The 21,427-nt window shown below is 55.7% G+C and carries 17 protein-coding genes and 1 pseudogene; 11 read left to right on the top strand and 7 right to left on the bottom strand.

The genetic code is table 11. The features are described from left to right. Window positions 1-33: 33 nt before the first annotated feature. Window positions 34-834 carry a molybdopterin-dependent oxidoreductase gene (locus HH216_RS03915; protein WP_169549599.1) on the bottom strand — a complete coding sequence of 267 codons (801 nt, stop codon included), beginning with the start codon at window positions 832-834 and terminating at the stop codon, window positions 34-36. Further along, window positions 831-1,568 carry a cytochrome b/b6 domain-containing protein gene (locus HH216_RS03910; RefSeq protein WP_169549598.1) on the bottom strand — a complete coding sequence of 246 codons (738 nt, stop codon included), beginning with the start codon at window positions 1,566-1,568 and terminating at the stop codon, window positions 831-833. The genes HH216_RS03915 and HH216_RS03910 overlap by 4 nt, the downstream gene beginning before the upstream one ends. A gap of 119 nt (window positions 1,569-1,687) precedes the next feature. Between HH216_RS03910 and HH216_RS03905 the strand changes: the two genes are divergently transcribed. The 11 genes from HH216_RS03905 (at window position 1,688) to HH216_RS03860 (ending at window position 16,727) form a co-directional block, all read left to right on the top strand. Next, entirely contained in the window at window positions 1,688-2,278 is a 591-nt protein-coding gene (locus HH216_RS03905; RefSeq protein ID WP_169549597.1) for a Crp/Fnr family transcriptional regulator, read from the top strand. Between the two features lie 88 nt (window positions 2,279-2,366). After that, window positions 2,367-2,753 (top strand): DUF4267 domain-containing protein, encoded by a 387-nt coding sequence (locus tag HH216_RS03900; protein ID WP_169549596.1) that lies wholly within the window; start codon window positions 2,367-2,369, stop codon window positions 2,751-2,753. A gap of 96 nt (window positions 2,754-2,849) precedes the next feature. Beyond that, entirely contained in the window at window positions 2,850-3,386 is a 537-nt protein-coding gene (locus HH216_RS26575; protein WP_332871468.1) for an MBL fold metallo-hydrolase, read from the top strand. A gap of 32 nt (window positions 3,387-3,418) precedes the next feature. Beyond that, window positions 3,419-3,694, top strand: coding sequence for an MBL fold metallo-hydrolase (locus HH216_RS26570; RefSeq protein ID WP_332871467.1), 276 nt, complete (start codon window positions 3,419-3,421; stop codon window positions 3,692-3,694). 42 nt (window positions 3,695-3,736) lie between these two features. Then, the gene (locus tag HH216_RS03890) at window positions 3,737-4,504 is read left to right on the top strand and encodes a patatin-like phospholipase family protein (RefSeq protein ID WP_169549595.1); all 768 of its coding nucleotides are present in this window, start codon (window positions 3,737-3,739) and stop codon (window positions 4,502-4,504) included. A 390-nt stretch (window positions 4,505-4,894) separates the two neighbouring features. Then, window positions 4,895-8,155, top strand: a complete 3,261-nt coding sequence (locus HH216_RS03885; protein ID WP_169549594.1) for a SusC/RagA family TonB-linked outer membrane protein — start codon at window positions 4,895-4,897, stop codon at window positions 8,153-8,155. Between the two features lie 19 nt (window positions 8,156-8,174). Further along, a complete protein-coding gene (locus tag HH216_RS03880) occupies window positions 8,175-9,857 on the top strand; it encodes a RagB/SusD family nutrient uptake outer membrane protein (protein WP_169549593.1) in 1,683 nt (560 codons plus the stop codon). A gap of 256 nt (window positions 9,858-10,113) precedes the next feature. Beyond that, window positions 10,114-13,182 carry a SusC/RagA family TonB-linked outer membrane protein gene (locus tag HH216_RS03875; protein WP_169549592.1) on the top strand — a complete coding sequence of 1,023 codons (3,069 nt, stop codon included), beginning with the start codon at window positions 10,114-10,116 and terminating at the stop codon, window positions 13,180-13,182. A gap of 21 nt (window positions 13,183-13,203) precedes the next feature. Then, window positions 13,204-14,577, top strand: coding sequence for a RagB/SusD family nutrient uptake outer membrane protein (locus HH216_RS03870; protein WP_169549591.1), 1,374 nt, complete (start codon window positions 13,204-13,206; stop codon window positions 14,575-14,577). A 141-nt stretch (window positions 14,578-14,718) separates the two neighbouring features. Next, window positions 14,719-16,017: an OmpA family protein gene (locus tag HH216_RS03865; RefSeq protein WP_169549590.1), complete on the top strand. Its 1,299-nt coding sequence runs from the start codon at window positions 14,719-14,721 to the stop codon at window positions 16,015-16,017. Between the two features lie 47 nt (window positions 16,018-16,064). Continuing rightward, a complete protein-coding gene (locus HH216_RS03860; RefSeq protein ID WP_169549589.1) occupies window positions 16,065-16,727 on the top strand; it encodes an endonuclease III domain-containing protein in 663 nt (220 codons plus the stop codon). 65 nt (window positions 16,728-16,792) lie between these two features. Here HH216_RS03860 and HH216_RS03855 read toward each other — a convergent pair whose 3' ends face one another. The 5 genes and pseudogenes from HH216_RS03855 to hppD form a co-directional block, all read right to left on the bottom strand. Then, window positions 16,793-17,674 (bottom strand): flavin reductase family protein, encoded by an 882-nt coding sequence (locus tag HH216_RS03855; RefSeq protein ID WP_169549588.1) that lies wholly within the window; start codon window positions 17,672-17,674, stop codon window positions 16,793-16,795. A gap of 8 nt (window positions 17,675-17,682) precedes the next feature. After that, a complete protein-coding gene (gene fahA, locus HH216_RS03850) occupies window positions 17,683-18,864 on the bottom strand; it encodes a fumarylacetoacetase (RefSeq protein ID WP_169549587.1) in 1,182 nt (393 codons plus the stop codon). Window positions 18,865-18,971: 107 nt separating this feature from the next. Then, complete coding sequence (locus HH216_RS03845) at window positions 18,972-19,409, bottom strand: MarR family winged helix-turn-helix transcriptional regulator (RefSeq protein WP_169549586.1); 438 nt, start codon at window positions 19,407-19,409, stop codon at window positions 18,972-18,974. Window positions 19,410-19,456: 47 nt separating this feature from the next. Further along, entirely contained in the window at window positions 19,457-20,197 is a 741-nt protein-coding gene (locus tag HH216_RS03840; RefSeq protein WP_169549585.1) for a phenylalanine 4-monooxygenase, read from the bottom strand. A 99-nt stretch (window positions 20,198-20,296) separates the two neighbouring features. Further along, window positions 20,297-21,417, bottom strand: a pseudogene (gene hppD / locus HH216_RS03835) (4-hydroxyphenylpyruvate dioxygenase). Window positions 21,418-21,427: the final 10 nt, after the last annotated feature.

The following is a 21,427-nucleotide window of genomic DNA, read 5'->3' as shown; positions in this document are numbered from 1 at the left end:
ACCGAAAATGGTATACCGTGAACTGAAAACGGATTACAGTCCTACATAATAGTCATAGCCGCGTTCGGTCCAGAAGTCGCGGGGGCGTTCGTCGGCGAAGAAAATCCGGCCGATGCGCTTCAGGTTCTTGACACCGTATTTCACCGGGATAATCAGGCGGACGGGGGCACCGTGCTGTGCGTTGATCGGCTCACCGTTGTTTTCATAGGCCAGCAGTGTCTGTGGGTGCAGGGCGCTCGCCATGTCGATACCCACGTAATAGCCTTTGTCGGGTGTTTCCATACCGACGTGTTTAAACAGGTCGTCGGGCTGATCGGGGTTAGGCGCGTTGCCGCTGCGGGTGCCGAGTTTGTAAGCCGCCATGAAATCCGACAGCCGTGCCCCGGCCCAGTTCTGTACCTGACTCCAACCCTCAATGCACTTAAATTCGTAGGTGATTTCGTGCTTCGGCAAGGCTTTGATCGCGTCCATCGAGAGCATAAGCGGCTCGGCGTTGGGCCGGTCGATCTGAAGCTGCCAATCGTCGGGGATGGGTTTCTTTATGCCGTCGTAGCCGTTGACGCGGGCGGGTCGGGCGGCTTGTTTCGGGTCGAACGTCGGGACAAGGTGATTGTTGCTGAAATAGGTCCGGGCAACCGCTTCGTTTTCGTTCAGCACCAGCCGCAGCGGGCGTTTAACCCCCAGCGCGTTTTTGCTGTCCGCGATGTACTTGTACAACCCCGTCGAACCGGCAGCAGCCAGCGCAAATACGCCGAACGAAATCAGCGTTTTTCGGCGCATGGCCGATTCGGGAACGTTTTCTTCGGGTAGTTTTGGTTCTGTTGACTGACTCATGACAAGGCGGGTTGAGAAGGTGAAACCGGATCGGGTTCGGGCATTGGCGCGGGTGCCTGACTTACCGGCCGTTCGGGATCGGATGGTTTGACAACTTCAAAGCCGGTTACCATCGACTGGAAGTTGTGCCAGCCCGCCCGGATCACCTGCGCGACGTGAATGAAGAAAAACAGTACAAAGCCGACCGTCAGCACGAAATGCTCCAGCCGGGCCGCTTTGTAGCCGCCGAGCAAGGTCGTCAGCCACGCAATCTGTACTGGTTTATAGATGGCGAAGCCCGTCAGTACCGAGCCGATTCCCATCAGTATGATGGTGAAATAAGCGATCTTCTGTGCGCCGTTGTACTTCACAAACGGCGGCTGGGTTTTGCGCAGGCCGAAGTCGTACAGAGTCACCTGAATGGCTTCCCGGAACGAATTTCGGTCGGGAACCAAATGCCGCCATTCGCCCGACATAAACGTGTAGCCGACGTACAGGATGCCGTTCAGAATAAACAGCCACATAAATACCCAGTGCCACGCCATGCCTTCGGCCAGCCGGAATGGCACGCCCAGCGCTTTGTAAAAACCATCCGGGAAAAACGAGAACAACACATAGTCACCGATCTGAATCTTGTACGGGTCGTAGGCCCAGTAGATCAGCAGACCACTCCAGATCATCACGAACAACACCGGGAAGTTGATCCAGTGAAACCACCGGATTGCCAGTGGGTGTTTATGCACAATACGTTTCATGCGCGGTAGATGAGTATATAGCGATAACGATTTTTACCCCATAGCGTTCAGTCCCTGTGGTATGCGTCGGCGGGTATTTGTCTGCGCGCTCAGCTCTTTGGTCTCTAAACAAGCAGTCCGTGAAGTTGTCAGAACCGTCACTACTCAGCGTCATTCGCCAGATCGTCCCGGTCAGTTCGGCCGACGAAGACTGTATCAACCGGTTGTTCGAAACGCATACGCTCAGCGCGGGCGATTTCTTTCTGCGGGCGGGCGAGGTGTGTCGGTACGTCGGGTTCGTTGAAACGGGCCTGCTGCGGTATTACGTGCTCGATGACGGGGAAGAACGAACGTACGATTTTTCGCCTGAACAAACGTTTACCTGCAACTACGAAAGTTTTCTGCCCCAGCAACCGTCAACCCGCTACATCGAAGCCCTCGAACCAACGACCCTTCGGCGGATCAGCTACGATAATCTGCAACTGCTATACGCTCAGATGGAGCACGGACAGGCGCTGGGCCGATTGATAGCGGAGCAGCTATTTCTGGTAACACTTGGTAAATTAACTTCTTTCTACCGCGAAACCGCCGATGAACGTTACGATTCGTTTATGCGGTTGTTCCCGAATCTGGTTGAGCGCTTACCGCAGTATGTTATTGCCTCGTACATCGGCATCAAGCCGCAGTCATTGAGTCGGCTTCGGGCGCAGCGGGCGGGCAAACAGTATTGAACGGAACGCAAGACGATCTTCACCCAGGTGAATGTGGGCGCGTTGGGGGTGGGAGACCTTTGTATCGTTAACCAAAACAAACACAACGATGCAAACGGAACAACTGCCCCGCTGGGCCAAAATCGCAGGTTATACGTTCGGTGCACTGCTCATGTTTATCGGACTCCGGTTTTTGATTATGCCGCAAGCCGCCGAACGCGGGTTTGGCCTGATCTACGACCAATCCGCTTATTCATTTCACTACATCAAAGGCATTCGGGACATATTCTCCGGCCTTATTCTGGCGATATTCACGTACATGAACTGGCGGCTACCGCTGGCGGTCACCTTGCTGGCCGGTTCGCTGATTCCCACCGTCGATATGCTGGTGGTAATGACGGCGGCCCGGGCGGTGCCGGGCGCCGAATGGATTCACGGCAGCACGGCACTGGCCATCTGGGTGACCACTTATTTTCTACTGCGTCGTCGGCGATAGGTTACCGTTCGGTAGCTGGCAGAACGGCAACAGCCCGGCTTTGGGTTATTGCCGTTTTTTGCGATTCTTTACCCGCAAAACCCGAATGCTTTTCCTATGCAACTCAAAACCATCGACGTCGGCCCGTTTAAACTCGACGGGGGCGCTATGTTTGGCGTCGTTCCGAAAACCATCTGGCAGCGTACCAACCCCGCCGACGATCGTAACCTGTGCGATTGGGCGTTGCGCTGCCTGCTCATCGAAGACGGTAACCGGCTGATGCTGGTCGATACCGGTACCGGCGACAAACAGAACGACCGTTTCTTTAGCTTCTATGACCTGCCTAACGGCAAAACCCTCACGGGCGAAATTGAGCGGGCGGGATATTCTACCAACGATATAACCGATGTATTGCTGACGCACCTGCACTTCGATCACGCGGGTGGGGCCGTCAGTTACGCCGACGCGGCCCGCACCCGATTGGCTCCCACTTTCGCCAACGCGACGTACTGGGTGCATAGCGGGCAATGGGACTGGGCCATGAACCCAACCCCCGCGAACGGGCGACCTACCTGCGCGAGAACCTGCTACCCTTGCAGGAAAGCGGCCAGCTGGTATTTACGGACAAACGCGATCACAGCATTGGCGGACTAGACCTGCTGTACGTCGATGGGCACACCGAAAAAATGACGTTGACGAAAATGCAGTACGCCGGTCGGACGTTATTATTCTGTGCTGATCTGATTCCGTCGACCTCGCACGTTCCCATTCCGTACGTGATGGGTTACGATATCCGGCCGCTGGTGGCGATGAGCGAAAAAGAACAGTATCTCGAACAGGCCGTCGATGGCGACTGGATACTGGTGTTCGATCACGACCCCTACGTCGAAGCGGCTTTGCTGGAACGAACCGAAAAAGGCATCCGAATTAAACAGAGCGGTAGGCTGGCCGAGTTATTATAGTGTCCGGTCTGTTCGCCAGACGCGGCCATTAGCTTGCATAGTATGAAAATTGGACTGGTATTGTCGGGGGGCGGTGCGCGGGGCATCGCGCATCTGGGTATTATCAAGGCCCTTCAGGAAATGGGCCTGACATTCGATCAGATTTCGGGAACGAGTGCTGGTGCCATCGTGGGCGCACTTACCGCACAAGGCTACTCGCCCGACGAAAGCCTGAAACTGCTCGAATCGTCGTCGTTTATGAAGCACCTGCGCCCGGCCTGGAACCGCATGGGCCTGCTCCGGCTCGACACCGCCATCGACCTGTTCCGCAAATACATCCCCCACGATTCATTCGAGGGGCTGCACATTCCGTTACACGTTGTCGCTGTCGACCTGACCGACGGTGTGCAGGTGCTGTTCGAGAAAGGGGAGTTGATTAGGCCGGTGCTGGCGTCCTGCTGCCTGCCGGGCATCTTTGAGCCGATGCTCATCAACAAACGACAATACATCGACGGGGGCGTGCTGAACAACCTGCCCATTGAGCCAATCGAGGACAAAATAGATATCGTTATAGCGTCGCATTGCAATCCGTTCGGGAAAGACCGGCCGGTGCGCTCGGCACGAGGGGTTATTGAGCGCAGCCTGATTCTGGCGGTGCAAAGCAAGACCCGCGATAAGTTTAGCCGTTGTAGCCTGCTGATCGAGCCGCACGATCTGGTTGGCTACGGCCCTACCGATATCAGCAAGGCGCGGGAGGTGTTCCGGATCGGGTATCAACACACGATTGCCATGCGGGCTGATATCGAGCAGGTTTTACAGGGCTGTAGTTAGTATTGCATGGACTCATAGTAAGACCGTTGCCCCGCAAGGCAGCGGTTTTTTTATGGGCAACGGGGTCAGCATGCATCGACATTCCAGCCTTATCGCTCCCGGATATGATTCAGTAATGACTACCGACTAACCGCCGAACAGGGGCGCGCCCATCGCTGGGCAAGCTGGTTTTGCGACAAATAGCATTATGAGTATAATACCATTGTGCAAAAGCCTGTTAATCCCGTTTTCATGGTATGATAAAGCGATAATTCAATAGAATATTCGCCCATACGTCAAAGGATTGAAATAAATTATAAACTCATTAAACTTAATCAAAACATAATATGGTCTTTTCGCTGGGGGTATATTTGTAATTGTACTTATAGCTTACCTAACGCAAATTACCTTATGAGAAAAGTTCTATGGATGAGTATACTGTTGGTATGCTCACTGTTGACTATTGTGCAGGCGCAGGATCGACGGGTCGTTGGCAAGGTTACGGCGGCCGAAGACGGTGCCGCTGTTCCGGGCGTATCGGTCGTTATCAAGGGAACCAATAGAGGTACCGTAACCGATGCCGGTGGTACGTATTCGTTGGCTGTACCGAGCGGCAACAACACCGTGCTGGTTTTTAGCTTCGTTGGGTTCAAAACCCAGGAACTGACCCTGCGGAACGACACTGAATTGAACGTCAGTCTGGCTTCCGACTCCAAACTGCTGACCGAAGTCGTCGTGACAGGTAGCGGTATCGCCACCAGCAAGGCCAAGCTGGGTATTTCGGTCGAAAGCGTATCGGCCAAGAACCTGCCCCAGACGCCGACGGCGTCTATCGATCAGGCGCTGATCGGTAAAATTCCGGGTGCACAGATTTCGTCGGTCAGCGGTAACCCCGGTGCGCCGGTCAACATTCTGCTGCGCGGTATCAACTCGGTGCAGGGCAGCACCAGTCCGCTGATCATGGTCGACGGTGTGCAGGTAGCAGGTACCGACATCAACTCACTCGACCTGAGCAACGTCGACCGGGTAGAGGTAGTACAGGGTGCGGCTTCGGCGTCGATCTACGGTGCGCAGGGTGCCAACGGCGTTATTCAGGTATTTACCAAAAAAGGCAAAAAAGGCCGCACGTCGGTTAGCTTCTCGACCAGCTATTCGTCGAACGAATTCCTCAACACGGGCAACGTACGCAAGGCCGACAAGCATTCGTGGCTCACCGACGCCAACAACAACATCATCAGTGGAACGACGGGTCAGCCGCTGGCCTACAACGAAAACGGCTCGATCGTTGGTCTGTCGTATCAGTACGGCGGGGGAACACGCTATGCCATTCAGAACATCAACAACGACAACAACAAAGCGTACGACGCGAACCTGAAATACTACGATCACTTCAAGCAGGTGTTCCAGACGGGTAGTACGACCAACAACACTATCACGATTTCGGGTGGTGGCGAAAAGAACGATTACAGCATCACGGCGTCGAACAACCACACCGTAACGCCGATTCTGAAAAACGGGTACCTGGATCGCAGCAACCTCTCGGCTAACCTGGGTACGGAGATTTTCAAGAACTTCACGATCCGCTCCAGCACGCAGCTGATCTACACCAAAAACACGCTGCACCCAGGGCTGGGCGCTACTTACGCCGTTGGTACGGGCGGTAGCACGGGTCCGGGAACCGGTGCCACTTATGGCTTCCTGAACACATCGCCGTTCTTCGACCTGACCCGCCCCCTGGCTGACGGTACCTACGCCGTTCACCCGCTGGCCGACTTTGTCAGTGTTAACTCCAGCAACCCCTACTACGTGCAGGAGTACACCGACGGGCTGAACAACAAAATCGAGGTACTTCAGAACTTCGACGCCAACTATAAGGTCAACAAGTTCGTGGAACTGGACGCCAAATACGGCATCAACTACCGGAACGAAGCAGCCCGCTGGACCTACTATAACCAGTCGGCCAACGTCAGCTCGAACTACTATAACAACTGGTCGGGCAATAACGCGTCGGATAACAAAGGGGAAATCGACAATTTCCAGTACACCAATACCTTCCAGAACTTCCTCGGTACGGCCTACTTCCGCACCAACTTTCAGGAGGATTTCCGCAGCAAACTCCCTATCGAAACCAGTACGCAGGTATCGTTTGACTACCGTAAAAACCGGTCGACCGATTACCGCACCTACGGACTGGGCCTGAGCATGGCGCCACCGTACAACATCAGCTCGACGGCGTCGCAGGCGGTATCGTACGATTATGTTACGCCGTTCATCACGTATGGTTATCTGGTCAACCAGAAAATCACGTACGGCGATCTGTTTGGTGTAACGGGTGGTTTCCGCAGCGACTGGTCGTCGGCCTTTGGTGGTGGCTCGAAGCCATTTACCTTCCCCCACGCCGACGTGTTCGTCAACCCGCTGTCGTTCTTCAAAAACAGCAGCATTGCTAACGCCCTGCCGTATTTCAAACTCCGGGCAGCCTATGGTGAAGCCGGTATTCAGCCGGGCGCCTTTGATCGCTACCCCGTGCTGAGTCAGCAAAACCTGGGTTCTGGTCTGGTGTATTCGATTCCGACGACGACCAACAACCCCAACCTTCAGGTTGAAGTATCGAAAGAACTGGAAATTGGTACGGACTTTACGGTTGGCGGTAACGCTGGCCGGTCGTGGCTCAACTCGATCACCGGTTCGTTTACGTACTGGAAGCGCAAGAGCGAAAACGTGATCTACTCGGTAAGCGTACCACCGTCACTGGGTTCGACGGGTCAGCTGACCAACGCTATCAATATGTCGTCGAATGGGGTGCAGTTCTCGCTGTCGCTGCCGGTCTACACTTCACCGGGCCTGAAGTGGAATTTTACCACCAACTTCGGTCATCAACTGTCGAAAATTGACGCCATCTCGGGCGGTGCCGACATCATCCTGACGACGAGCGCTGGTAGCACCGCACTGGTGCTGACGCCGGGTCAGCCAATTGGGCAGGTGTATGGTTATAAAGCCCTCACGAGCCTTGATTACGTAAACCAGTCGGGGCAGCGGTATATCACCCCGGCCAACGAAGGGCAGTACCAGATTGTCGATGGCCGTGTTGTGAACAAATCTACATATCAGATGCAGTTCACCAACGAAACGTACCCGCTGATGAACCCGAACCCCAAGTTCAACATGTCGTTCATCAACGGTATCTCGTTCAAAGACTTCCTGACCTTCAACTTCCAGTTCGACTGGGTCTACGGCAGCCACCTTTACAACCAGACGAAAGAGTGGATGTACCGCGATGGTATCAGTGGCGACTTCACCAAGCAGGTAACGATCGACGGCAAAACCGGTGCCTTCCCCGCCTACTGGTCGAGCGCTTATTACAACCTGTGGGGTAGCCTGCGCGGGGCCGGTAACAACGGTACCAAAGACTTTTTCGTAGAAGATGCCTCGTTTGTCCGGCTGCGTAACATATCGCTGGCTTTCGACATCGCCAAAGTGGTGAAGATTCCGTACCTGAGCCAGGCACAGATCGTCTTTACAGGACGCAATATCCTGACGTTCACTAAGTACACGGGCTACGACCCGGAGATCAGTTCGGGTGCGTCGAACTCGTCGTTCGACCGGGGTGTCGACCACAGCACATTGCCCAACATCAAGTCGTACCAGGTGGGTCTGAACATTGGCTTCTAATTTTCTAATGTCTTCACATATGAAATTCATATCGAATCATAAATTTATTACGGCTGCTTGTCTGACAGTTGCTTTGCTGAGCGGAAGCGCCTGCAAAGACCAGCTCGATGTCGGTAACCCCAATGCACCAACATTGTCGGCCAACGTAAACACCGAAGCCGGGCTTATCTCTTTCGCGCAGGGTGGCGTATACATCAACGGCTTCGCCAACGGCGACGGCTGGCTGGGCGACAGTTACTTTTCGCTGCCCTGGGGGTACAGCGCGCTGATGGCTGATATTGTTGGGGCCGATGCCTCCAACAACCAGGTGACGACGATCGGCGTACCCGACTATATCATTCTGGACGACGGTACGAAGCAGACCAACCCGGCCCCACAGATCGGTATCATCCGGGCGTACAACAGCCGGGCTGCCACGGGGGCCGGTAACAACCCGCTTTACTATCAGTGGCTGAATATGTACGCGCTCAACAACGCCTGTAATCAGGTGCTGGCGACCGTCGACAATATTTCGTTTTCAGGCGATGCGACTTCTAAGAAGAACACGGTGAAAGCCTGGTGTTACTGGTGGAAAGGCTATGCCTACGCGTCGATCGGGTCGATGTATTATGCCGGTCTGATCGAAGATCAGGCGGGTGCCACAAACGGGAATTACGTGTCGCACGATGCGATCATTACGCAGTCGAATACGTACCTGAACATGGCCGCTACGACGCTGAGCAGCATCTCCAGCACGACCGATTATCAGTCGATGCTGGGTCAGCTGATTCCGGCGGTCAATCAGGTGGGTCTGGGTGGTGTACCATCGGTCGATGTATGGAAGCGCAACATCAATACGATGCTGGCCCGTAACATCATCGCCAACAAACTGGCTCCGTTCGTCAACGGAAACCCAAGCGCGACCATCGCCAAATCATCGACCTCGACCATGACCGCTGCCGATTGGAACAGCGTGCTGACGCTGGCGACGAATGGTATTCAAAAGGGTGATATCGTGTTCACGGGTCGGAGTACGTCGCAGAACTCGTTCTTCACGCCTACGGGGGGCACCGTATCTGCGCTGACGACTAACCCCAACACGGCGTCGACGTTCAAGGTTACGGAACGGTTTATCCAGGCGTTCAATTCGGGCGATAAGCGGTTGTCGAACAACTTCGACACGAAGACAATGTACAAAAACAACTACACCTACACCACGCGCTACAGCATGGTAAACGGCGGCAACGGCGCGTCGGGTGTATATGTATATGGCAACCGGACGGCTGGCGCGTACGAACTGTACATCGCCGGTAGCTATGAAGAAAACGCCCTGATTCTGGCCGAAGCCAACCTGCGGCTCGGCAACATCGAGAAAGGGCTGGGCTACATCGACGACGTTCGCAACTACCAGGGTGCGGGTGTAGCGGCTGTAACAGGTACGAGCCTGACGCTGGCAAAAGCCCTGACCGAACTGACCAAAGAACGGCGGGTAGCCCTGTTCAGCCGGGGCCTGTCGTACTACGATAGCCGCCGGTGGGGCTGGATCTATGACATCGCCAACGGCGGAGGTAGCTACGGCAACACGGTTGTAACGACGGCTGGAGCGGTTAACAAAAACGTAACCATCAGCTATAACTTCCTCGACTACTGGGACGTTCCGGCGGATGAGTCGGTGTTAAACCCGTCGACATCCAGCGTGGCGACAAAAAACCCCAATTTCTAGGAATACCCTTCCGATTGGGGCTGGTCAGACAGCACAAAAACCGGGGTACTGCTTTCAGCGGTACCCCGGTTTTTGTTTGTAACGCCTGACGCCGGGATAAGGTCAAGGTGATGTCGACGCGAGCAGTGAAATCCTGAACACGTGTTGAAAGTTGACTTAATCCGCAGGTAGGATTGTACAATTTTGCTAAGGTGTTCGTTAACCAAATTTTAAGACGTACTTTGGACAGTAAACAGATCAATAACGTCGCTCATCTATGAGACAACATTTATCTAAACTAACGATTCTGCTATGCCTGCTGCTGACGCTACCGGCATTGGCGCAGAGCCGACGCGTAACCGGGCAGGTGACGTCGGCGGAAGATGGGACCCCCCTGCCAGGGGTGTCCGTTGTTGCGAAAGGAACAAGCCGGGGTACGCAGACGGATGCAGGCGGAAATTATTCGCTGGAGTTGCCACCGAACATCAACACACTGGTATTCAGCTTTGTCGGTGTTACTACGCAGGAGATCTCGGTCGGTAACCGTACGGCGGTGAACGTATCGATGAGCAATGATACCCGCGCGCTGGACGAGGTTGTCGTAACGGGCTATGGCGCGCAATCGAAGCGGAACCTGACCGGTAACATCGCGCAGGTGACCTCACGCGAAGTGGCGAACATTCCGGTACCCAGTGCTGAGCAGGCCCTCGCCGGGCGCGTAGCCGGGGTGCAGATCACGTCGCTCAACGGTAAGGTAGGGCAGGGGCTGCAAATCCGGGTGCGGGGTGCGGCTTCGCTGACGGCCAGCAGCCAGCCGCTTTACGTGGTTGATGGTATTCCGGTTACATCGTCGGATCAGTCGTCGACAACGGCCCCGACCAACCCGATTGCCGATTTGAACCCGAACGATATTGAGTCGATCGAAGTCTTGAAAGACGCATCGGCCGGAGCTATTTACGGCGCACGGGCGGCAAACGGCGTTGTGCTGATTACCACCAAGCGCGGTAAAGCCGGTAAAACGACCTTTGAAATCGGCGCGCAGTATGGTATGAGCACCCCAACCCATTTGCGGACGTGGCTCAATACCAATCAGTACGTCGAACTGCTTCAGGAAGCACTGGCCAACTCGATTAGCCTGGGTTATTTGGCCCCCGGTACGTCGCTGAACAACCGGTTTACGCGCTATGCCGCCGGTGACGCTTCGGGCTGGCAGGCGCCCAACCCGAAGTACAATACCGACTGGCAGGCTGAAGCGTTTCAAAAGGCACCTTCGCAGCAATATGATTTCAACGCTCGTGGTGGCGACGCCAAAACGCGTTTCTACGTATCGGGCCAGTACTTCGATCAGAACGGTATCCTGATTAAAAACCGATTCCGGCGGCTGAGCGGTCTGGCTAACCTCGACCATACGGCGTCGGAGAAGTTGACCATTGGCGTCAAGCTGAATCTGGTGAACTCCGTCAACGACCGGGTATCAAACGACAACGCCTTCTCGACTCCGATGCAGATTGTGGCGCTGCCGCCGATGACGCCCGTTATCGACCCCCGCACAAATCAGCTGAGTGGTAACTATACGCTGTACTACAACCCGTTGCTGAACCGCGACTTTGCGGCCTTGCAGGCACGGGTATTTCGGGTGCTGACCAATGCGTATGCCGAGTACAAAATAGTGCCGGGCGTGACGTTTCACACCGATTTCGGAACCGATATTATCAGTCAGCAGGAGGAGGAATATTATGGGCAGGAAACGGCCCGCAACACGGGTGCGCCGAACGGTCTGGGTGTTAACAGCTTCCGGCAGGTGGTCAACTACACGACCAATAACTACTTCACGTTTGGCCGGACGATCGCCGAAAAGCACGACATCGATGCAACATTGGGTATGTCGTACCAGCAGTCGCGCAGCAACTTCTCGTCGGTAACGGGACAGCAGTTTCCCAGTGATGCCTACAAACAGATTTCATCGGCGGCCCGGGTTACGGGTGGTTTGGGTAACGAAACGGGCTTTAGCTTCCTGTCGTACTTTGCCCGTGTAAACTACCGCTTCGCTAACAAGTACATTCTGGGCGCGTCGGCGCGGGTCGATGGATCGAGCCGTTTCGGAGCCAACAACCGGTACGGTGTGTTCCCGGCTGCATCGGCAGGCTGGATCATTTCGGATGAATCGTTCATGCGGTCGGTACCGGTTATCAGCCTGCTTAAACTGCGGGCCAGCTACGGCCTGACAGGTAATGCTGAAATCGGTAACTTCAACTCGCAGGCTCTATACGCTGCTTCAGGAACTACTGGCTCATATGGGTACGCCGGTATACCAGGGCAGGCTCCGTTGCAGATTGCGAACCCGAACCTGACCTGGGAGAAAACCTTGCAGGCCGACTTCGGCCTTGAGTTTGGTCTGTTCAACAACCGGCTGTCGGGCGAAATCGACTATTATCAGAAAAACACCACGGCCCTGCTGCTAAACGTGAACGTGCCGGGCTCGACGGGCTACCGAACACAACTGCGTAACGTGGGTAAGCTCGATAATAAAGGCGTTGAGGTACTGCTGAATTCGCAGAACCTGACGGGTAAGTTCAAGTGGAACACCTCGTTTAACATTGCCTACAACACCAACCGCGTAACCGATCTGGGCGGTACGACCATTACTGGCTCGTTCCTCAACCGGGCGCAGGAGGGGCAGCCGCTGGGCGTGTTCTACGGTCCTGAATACGCGGGTGTCGATACGCAGAACGGCGACGCGCTGTACTACACCAACACGACCAACGCTGATGGTAGCCTGAACCGCACGACAACCAACGACTATAACGCGGCTCAGTACGTAGCGCTGGGTAGTCCGACGCCGAAATTCATCGGTGGTCTGACCAACAACTTCAGCTATGCCGGTATCGATCTGAGCGTGCTGTTTCAGGGGCAGGCCGGTAACTACATCTACAACGGCGGTGGTAAGTTTCAGTCGGCCAACGGCGATTTCTTCGACAACCAGTCGATCGATCAGCTGAACCGCTGGCGTAAGGCGGGCGACGTTACCAACGTACCGCAGGCCCGCCTGCTGGGCGGCAATGGTACCGGCGAATCGTCGCGGTACCTGCAAAAAGGCGACTACGTCCGGCTGCGGACTGTTTCGCTGGGTTACACGCTGCCGCAGTCGGTTGTTAGCCGGGTGAAGCTGAATCGAGTACGGGTGTATGTGACGGGACAAAACCTGCTGACGTTTACCAACTACACCGGCTGGGACCCTGAGGTTAACTCAGATGCCTACAGTGCTAACCCCGTCAACCTGGGTATCGACTTTTATTCTGCGCCCCAGCCGCGTACAATCGTTGGTGGTGTGCAAATCGGTTTCTAACGCCATTCTTATCTGACAGTCATGAAAATCAACTCTATAGCACTGGCTTCGATGCTGGCAACGGGGCTTTGGCTCACGTCATGCACGGGTAAGCTGGATATTAAACCGGTGACCAACGTGTCGGCCGGACAGGCTCTGTCTACCGCTTCTGACCTGAACGCGCTGCTGGTGGGTGCCTACGACGCCATTGGTAACGTTAACGTGTACGGGGGCGATCTGCAACGCGACGCCGAACTGCTGGGCGATAACGGTGAGGTAACCTGGACGGGTACCTTCGCGGCTCCGCAGCAGATGTACACCAAACGGTTGCTGATTAACAACGATCAGATCGACGTTACCTGGACCAATGCGTACCGGGCTATCAACATCGCCAACACCGTGCTGGCTAACCTGAGCTTGGCCGCATCGGCCGACCGTAACCGCATTGAAGGTGAAGCCAAGTTTATCCGGGCGTCGATGTATTTTGAACTGGTGCGGGTGTACGCCAAGAGCTGGGGCGATGGCGATAACAACGCGAACCTCGGCGTACCCATCGTACTGACGCCGACAACGTCGATCGATGCCAGTAACAACGTCGCCCGCAGTACGGTAGCCGCCGTGTACACGCAAGTTATTCAGGATCTGGTCGATGCCGAATCGAAACTGCCAGCGACTAATGGTTTCTTTGCTACCAAAGGGGCTGCGGCTGCGCAGGCGTCGCGGGTGTATCTGCAAAAGCTGGACTATACCAACGCTGCGGCTGCCGCCAACCGCGTCATCGCGGGTGGTCAGTATGAATTGGTACCTATTGAGCAGGTATTTGACCTGCGTACAAACGTCAGCGGGGGCAATACCAACGAAACGATATTTGCTATTCAGATAACTGATCAGGATGGCACGAATGACCTGAACACGTTCTATGGCGCGTCGGAATACGGTGGTCGGGGTGATATTGAAATCAACGATAAACACCTGGCACTGTACGATGCCAATGATAATCGTGGCGCACTGTTCTACCAGGATGAGATTGGGGCTGTTCGTACGGCCAAATTTATCAATCAGTATGGCAACATCCAGATACTCCGACTGGCCGAAATGTATCTGACGCGGGCCGAAGCCAATTTTCGGGCTGGTACAACGGTTGGCGTAACGCCACTGGCCGACATCAATACGGTGCGGGCGCGGGCCGGCGCTACGGCACTGACGTCCGCTCAGCTGACGGCGGCTGCGATCCTGAAAGAACGGCGGCTGGAGCTGGCGTTTGAGGGTACGTTGCTTCACGATGTCAAGCGCACCCGTCAGAGCATCGTTGCCGGTACGACGACGGTAGCCTGGAACAGCACCCGGCTGATTTACCCGATTCCGCTGCGGGAGATCACGACCAATCCCGCGCTGTTGCAGAACGCCGGGTATTAATCAAGCTGCTTACCCCACAGAAAAAGTGCGCCAGGTGCAAACCCGGCGCACTTTTTTTTGAAAAGTACCACACGATTAAACCCTGAACCCGGCGTTATAATCCAACGTTTTAGGGATGTAATTCCCTGCCAAACAACGACTATGAACCGCCATTTTCTCTCCTTTCTGCTAGGATGCCTGCTGTTGGCTTCGGCTCTGTCCGCACAGGCGCAGTACGTAACGGTAGCCCCCCGCGTCGACGATATAAACGACAAGGACGTGTCTATCCGGCGCGTTGAACTGACCAGCGAATACACGATTATTTACATGACTCACCTGTCACCGGCAGGGCCTGGTTCGACGGGTCGGCGTCGGAATCCGTTTACTATTCCGTTGCCGGGCGGGGGGAGCCGAAACACGTGGACCGAGAGTACGATCGGCTTTCAGCCATCGTCCCGAATCTATGTCAACCAGGGGGAAAAGTCGTATAAGTTTATCCGGGCAGAGAATATTCCGCCCGAAACGAGCCGGGTTGTTGAACCGGGCGAACGGGTTGATTTTGTGGTGTATTTCGAGCGTATTGAACCCGGCTATACCGTATTCGATCTGTACGAGTGCCGCGATCACGGCTCAGTACGTTGCTTCAACTTCTGGGGGGTTCACATCACGAATCCGAAAAAGCAGCAAACGTATGCCCAACGTCGGCCGACGACGCCTGCAACACCCCGCGCCCAGACGCAGCCGCGTACCACACCGCGCACGACCCCCGGCGTTGCGACACCTGCCCCCAAACCCGCGCCAGAACCGGTACAGCCAGCTGAGCCAGCCGTGTCAGAAAACGTAGCGATTACGGGCCTGACGCGCGACGCCAAAACGCGTAAGCTGATTGGCGCGACGCTGACATATCAACTGCTGTCTGGTGCTGAATCAGACGGAAACACGACGTCCGATTCGGTGCGGAGTGGCGACCTGACAGGGGCTTACTCGATCCCGGTGGATACGCGCGGGCGGTACGTCGTAACGGCGTCGCGGCCGGGTTATCTGAGCCGGACCGATACGCTGAACGCCAGCAGCCGCAGCGTAGCCCGCGATTTCGATCTGTTACCCATCGAAGCCGGTACGAAAGTGACGTTGAAGAACATTTACTTCAACGTGTCGAAATACGATCTGAAAGCCGAGTCGTTCCCCGAACTCGACCGGCTGGCCGGGATCATGCAGACTAACCCAACCATGCACATCCGACTGGAAGGGCACACCGACACCGTCGGGGATTTCGACGCGAACGTTGAGCTGTCGCGCAACCGGGTCAATGAGGTGAAGCGGTATCTGGTATCGAAAGGCATCCGTGCCGACCGCGTAGACACGGTAGGTTACGGCCCCTCGCGCCCCATCAACACGAACCGTACGTTGAAGGAACGGCCGGAAAACCGACGCGTCGAGATGGTCATCACGAAAGTTTAAAAACAGTTTGCTTCGATTCGGTGTCAGGTTACGAAACCCTGACACCGATGAAGCCGAACTTTGACCTTGACGCCGTTCTGTCCCGCATTGCCGACGCGGTTCGTCCGTTTCCCAAAGCGGCCATGTTCGATCTGTTCGAACGCGGTTACGATACACTGTTCGAGCAACTGATCTCGTGCATCATTTCTATTCGCACGCTCGACGAAACAACCATTCCGGTATCGCTGCGGCTGTTTGAGCAGGCACGCACGCCCGAACAACTACTCGCGCTCGACATTCCGACGCTGACGGATTTGCTCTACGGCACGACGTATCCCGACCAGAAAGCGTATACCATGCGCGGTATCGCCGAGCGGATTGTCAATGAGTTTGGTGGTGAGCTACCTGCCGATTACGACATGCTCACCTCCCTGAAAGGCGTCGGGCCGAAGTGCGCGAACTTGGCGTTGGGGGTTGCAACGGGGCAGGCGGCTATAAGCGTCGATATTCATGTGCACCGGGTGGTCAATCGATGGGGATATGTGCAGACGACACAACCGGAGAAAACGCTGAAAGTACTGGAAAAGCAGGTGCCCCGCGAGCGGTGGGTCGATATCAATCGGCTGCTGATGCCGTTTGGCAAGCACATTTGTACAGGCACACTGCCCCGCTGCTCAACCTGCCCCGTCCTCGACTTCTGCGAACAGGTCGGCGTCGAAAAGCACCGGTAATGTTTTGTCTCAAACAGCATCCTGCTGTTTGCTGTAACTACAGAAGGATGCTGTTTGAGACAGGTCTAACCCTGCAATAGCGTCAGCCACGCTTCTTCGACCTTGTTATCGGCCAGCAGCTGTTTTGCGCGTAAATGCAGCAGATCGGGGAGATACTGGCAACCGTTTTGCGCTTCATCGAACGTGTCAGTCAACACTCCCGACTGCCTGTACTGCTGCACCGCTTCCGGCGTGGGCAGTGCCGAGAAGCTACCCAGCTTGCCCAGATCGTTGCCCGTCAGAATCGCACTGTTGCGGATCGGTTCGGGCATTTGATCGACACCAATACCTACTTTTGGGCGGGCCAGCGAAAATAGTGCCTCGCCATTGGCACGGCAGTACCAGTCGCCACCGAGTCGCCCGATCAGATCGACACGGCGCGGGTCGATGACGCCCTGCTGATCGAAAATGTCGTCGCGAAAGTGGCCCCGCACGACCTCGCAGATAATCAGATTGCCTGCACCGGGCTCGGTTCCCGTTTCAATGATCTGCTTCACCCGACACTCAAACGAAGCGGGTGCTTCGGCCACGCCCGGTGGTCGCACGACTTCCGACGGGCGTTCAGCGAAACCCGCTTTCTCGAACTCATTGACGCCTTTCTCGAACTCGGCACTCGCCAGCGACATCTGCTCGACCATGCTGTGGCTAACCACGCTGATCGTGACCTCACCGACTTCGCGCAGGTTTTGCAGGGTATGTTTCTGCGTTCCGTGACGGGTTACAGCGGTTGAAAAAATAAGTGTGGGTGGGTTCGAGCCAAAGACGTTGAAGAAGCTGAACGGACTCAGGTTGGGTCGTCCGGCCGTATCGACTGTACCGGCAAAGGCAATCGGGCGGGGGCCAATCGTGGCCGTCAGCAGCTTATAAAATTCAGGCGCAGGTACATCCGCCGGGTCAATCGTTTTCATAGCATTGGTTAAGTGTTCGGCTGAATTGTACCGACTACATCGCCCAGCGTCAGCTGATGCCCGTCGATGTAGCCGTAGCCACGTAGTGTAATGGTGTCGCCGTCCTGCAAGAATGTTCGGCTCGAACTGTCGGCCAGCATCAGCGGTCGGGCTCCGTTCCAGCTTAGTTCGAGCAGTGAGCCAAATGAGTCGCGCTGCGTTCCCGAAATCGTGCCGGTCGCCAGCACATCGCCGACTACCAGATTACAGCCATTGACGGTGTGGTGGGCAACGAGTTGGGCAAACGACCAGTACAGGTGCCGGGCATTGGTCTGACTGATACGCTGCGGGGGCAGGTCGCCGGTTTGCAGCCAGATTTCCAGCGTCAGATCAAAGTGGCCGGGTCTGGTCGAGCGCAGGTAGGGGAGCGGCACTGGTTCCTGCACTGGCCCATCAACCCGAAACGGTTCCAGCTCATCAAACGGAATGACCCAGGCCGAGAGGCTCGACGCAAAATTTTTACCCAGAAACGGGCCCAGCGGCTGGTACTCCCACCGCTGAATGTCGCGGGCCGACCAGTCGTTGAACAACGTGATACCGAAGATGTAGTCCTCCGCTTCACCGACCGGTACGGCCTTGCCCTGTGGGTTCGCTTTGCCAATAATTAGGCCCAGTTCCAGCTCTAAATCGAGCGCCTGCGTTGGCCCGAATACCGGTCGCTGATCCGGCCCTAGAAATGGCCCTGTCGGTCGGTGGACGGGGGTTCCCGATACCACGATCGACGACGCCCGGCCGTGATACCCAACGGGCAGATGCCGGTAATTGGGCAGGAGCGGCTCGGCATCGGGGCGAAACAGCTTCCCCACATTTTCGGCGTGATGAATACCCGCGTAAAAATCAGTGTAATTGCTGATCTGAACGGGTAGATACAGCGTGGTTCGGTCGAGCGGAATCAGCACCTGATCGTGTACGTTGACCAGCGTCGCTTCGCTGTCGGCCAGCAGGTCGCGGATGCGCTGCCCGACCAGCCGATGAACCGACCGGCCCAGCGCGATAAAGGCGTTGAGCGTCGGCTGCGCAAAAACGGACGGGTCGAGATCAAGGTCACTGAAGAAGCCGAGCAGGGCCACCACCTCCAGATCAAGAACAGCGTTGTTCCGTTTGTACCCTAACCGGGGTTGTGCGATGTCGTAGCTGAATATGCCGTACATGCGGGGAGTTCAAAGTTTGTGGTTCAACGTTTAAGGTTTGTGGCGATGCTCTGTTTGGTTGTACGACTAACCTTAAACGTTAAACTACAAACCTTAAACTTGTTCACCTACTCGCTCATATTCTGGTAGATCGAGTCCATGATCTTGACGAACTGATGGTAATCGTCGTCGCTGAGGTTGCCCCAGCCTTTTCGGCGCATGGCCGACACGACGGGTAATACTTCGTCGTATTTAGCTTGCCCGGCGTCGGTCAGGAATACCAGAAACTTCCGCCGGTCGGTATCCGCCATCCGGCGTTCAACAAGCCCTTTCTGGCTCAGCAGGTCGATGATTCGCGTCACCGTGGGCGCATCTTTGACGGTTATCTCCGAAATTGAATTCTGGCTGATACCGGGATTACGGGCAATGTGATCGAGCACAACCCACTGATCCACGGTCAGGTCGAATCCCGCATCGTTGAACTGCTTTTGCAGAGCGTTGCGGATCTTCTTGATCGTGGTGTCGATTTTGAAAAAATAAGCCCTTGCGTCCGAGGGGTGCGTCATAAACAGGGAGTGAGCAGCCGGTTAACCGGCAAGTTAACGCCTGCCGTTCAACTAACCAGCAAAGCCTCCAGCCGGGCTTCGATTTCGGGTATCGATGCGTACAACTGCTCATACGAATCGATCACGAAATACTGCTCCTGAAACCGGTCGATCACATACGGCGTCTGCAACAGCGTATCGACATCGTAGGGCCGACGCTGCACGGCGGGGTTATACAGGCTGTGACTGGTTTCGCCCGCCGACGACAGGATGCCCCCGCCGTAAATGCGCAACCCGCCCGATCCGAGAGCGGTATCTTCCTGAATCAGGCCGAACTCGACGGTGTACCAGTAGAGCCGCGAAATCATGGCAATGGCGTCTTCGCTGTCGATATGCGTCAACGCAATTCGACTCAGCGACGCCAGAAAATCGCAGAATGCCTGATTCGACAGCAGCGGTACATGGCCAAACGTGTCATGAAACATATCCGGCTCCGGCAGGTAATCCAGCTGATCGCGCCGACGCAGCCAGGTAGTCGCTGGAAACTGCTGATTGGCCATTAATTCGAAAAACTGCCGGTTGTCGATCAGCCCCGGCACGGCCACCACCTGCCAGCCCGTAAGCTGGCGGAGACGGGGGTTCAGGTCGTGGGCAAAGTCAGGAATACGGTCTTCGCGAAAGCCCGTCGCTGCGATACCCGCCAGAAACGTTTCACTGGCCATACCGGGCAACTGCGCCATCTGCCGTCGAAACAGCATCGCCCACATCGCCTGCTCGTCGGGGGTGTATTGGGGATAGGATTGGTGCATAGCTGTGATAGAATGATTGAATGATAGAGTGATGGAATGATTGAAAAATGTTCGCGTCAGCCCATTCAATCATTCTATCACTCCATCATTCACAATTAATCATAACGTCCCCCTAAGCGCCTGTTCGCGTTCGATGGCTTCGAAGAGGGCTTTGAAATTGCCTTTGCCGAACGAGCGCGCCCCCTTGCGTTGAATGATCTCGAAAAATAGCGTTGGGCGGGAGCCGACAGGGCGGGTGAAAATCTGCAACAGATACCCTTCCTCATCGCGGTCGACCAGCACGCCCAGCGGGCGCAGCGTGGCAATCTCCTCGTCGATCGGACCGACCCGCTCGGCCAGCGTGTCGTAATACGCGTCCGGTACCGTCAGAAACTCGACGCCCCGCTCTTGCAGCGTCAGCACCGTTTCCACGATGTTGTCGGTCGCCACGGCGATGTGCTGAATACCCGGACCGCCGTAGAAGTCAAGGTACTCTTCGATCTGCGATTTTTTCTTGCCTTCGGCCGGCTCGTTGATCGGGAATTTCACGCGCCCATTACCGTTGCTCATGACTTTGCTCATCAGGGCCGTGTATTCGGTCGAGATGTCTTTGTCGTCGAACGATACCAGTTGCTGAAAGCCCATGACATCGTGGTAGAAATCCATCCAGTAGTTCATGCGGTTCCAGTTGACGTTCGCCACCATGTGATCGACGTACCGCAGCCCCGCTTCGGCTGGCTGGTAGGCTGGTGTCCAGGCGGTAAAACCGGGCAGAAAGAGACCATCATACGCTTTGCGTTCCACGAACAGGTGTACAGTGTCGCCGTACAGGTGAATCCCCGACCGCACGACCCGCCCGTGTTCGTCCTGCATGGTCGTCGGTTCAATGAAGGGCTTGGCCCCCGCCTGACTGTTTCCTCAAAGGCCAGCGTTGCATCGTCGACCCACAGGGCCACCACCCGTACACCATCGCCGTGCTTGTCGACGTGCTCACCGATCTGGGTATAACCGTACAGCGAGGAGGTAAGTACCAGCCGGATCTTTCCCTGCTGCAACACGTACGATTCCCGATCGCGCAGGCCCGTCGTCAGCCCCGCGTGAGCTACCGGCTGAAAGCCGAAGGCCGTCTGAAAATAATGCGCCGACTGTAGGGCATTGCCCACGTACAGTTCAATGTAATCGATGCCGTTTAGTGGCAGGAAATCGGCAGTCTCGGTTTGATGAAGCTCGAGCGTTTCCATGATGAGTTGA

This window comes from Spirosoma rhododendri (assembly GCF_012849055.1).
Taxonomy (GTDB): Bacteria; Bacteroidota; Bacteroidia; order Cytophagales; family Spirosomataceae; genus Spirosoma; species Spirosoma rhododendri.
This window is presented reverse-complemented; position numbering and strand designations above follow the sequence as displayed.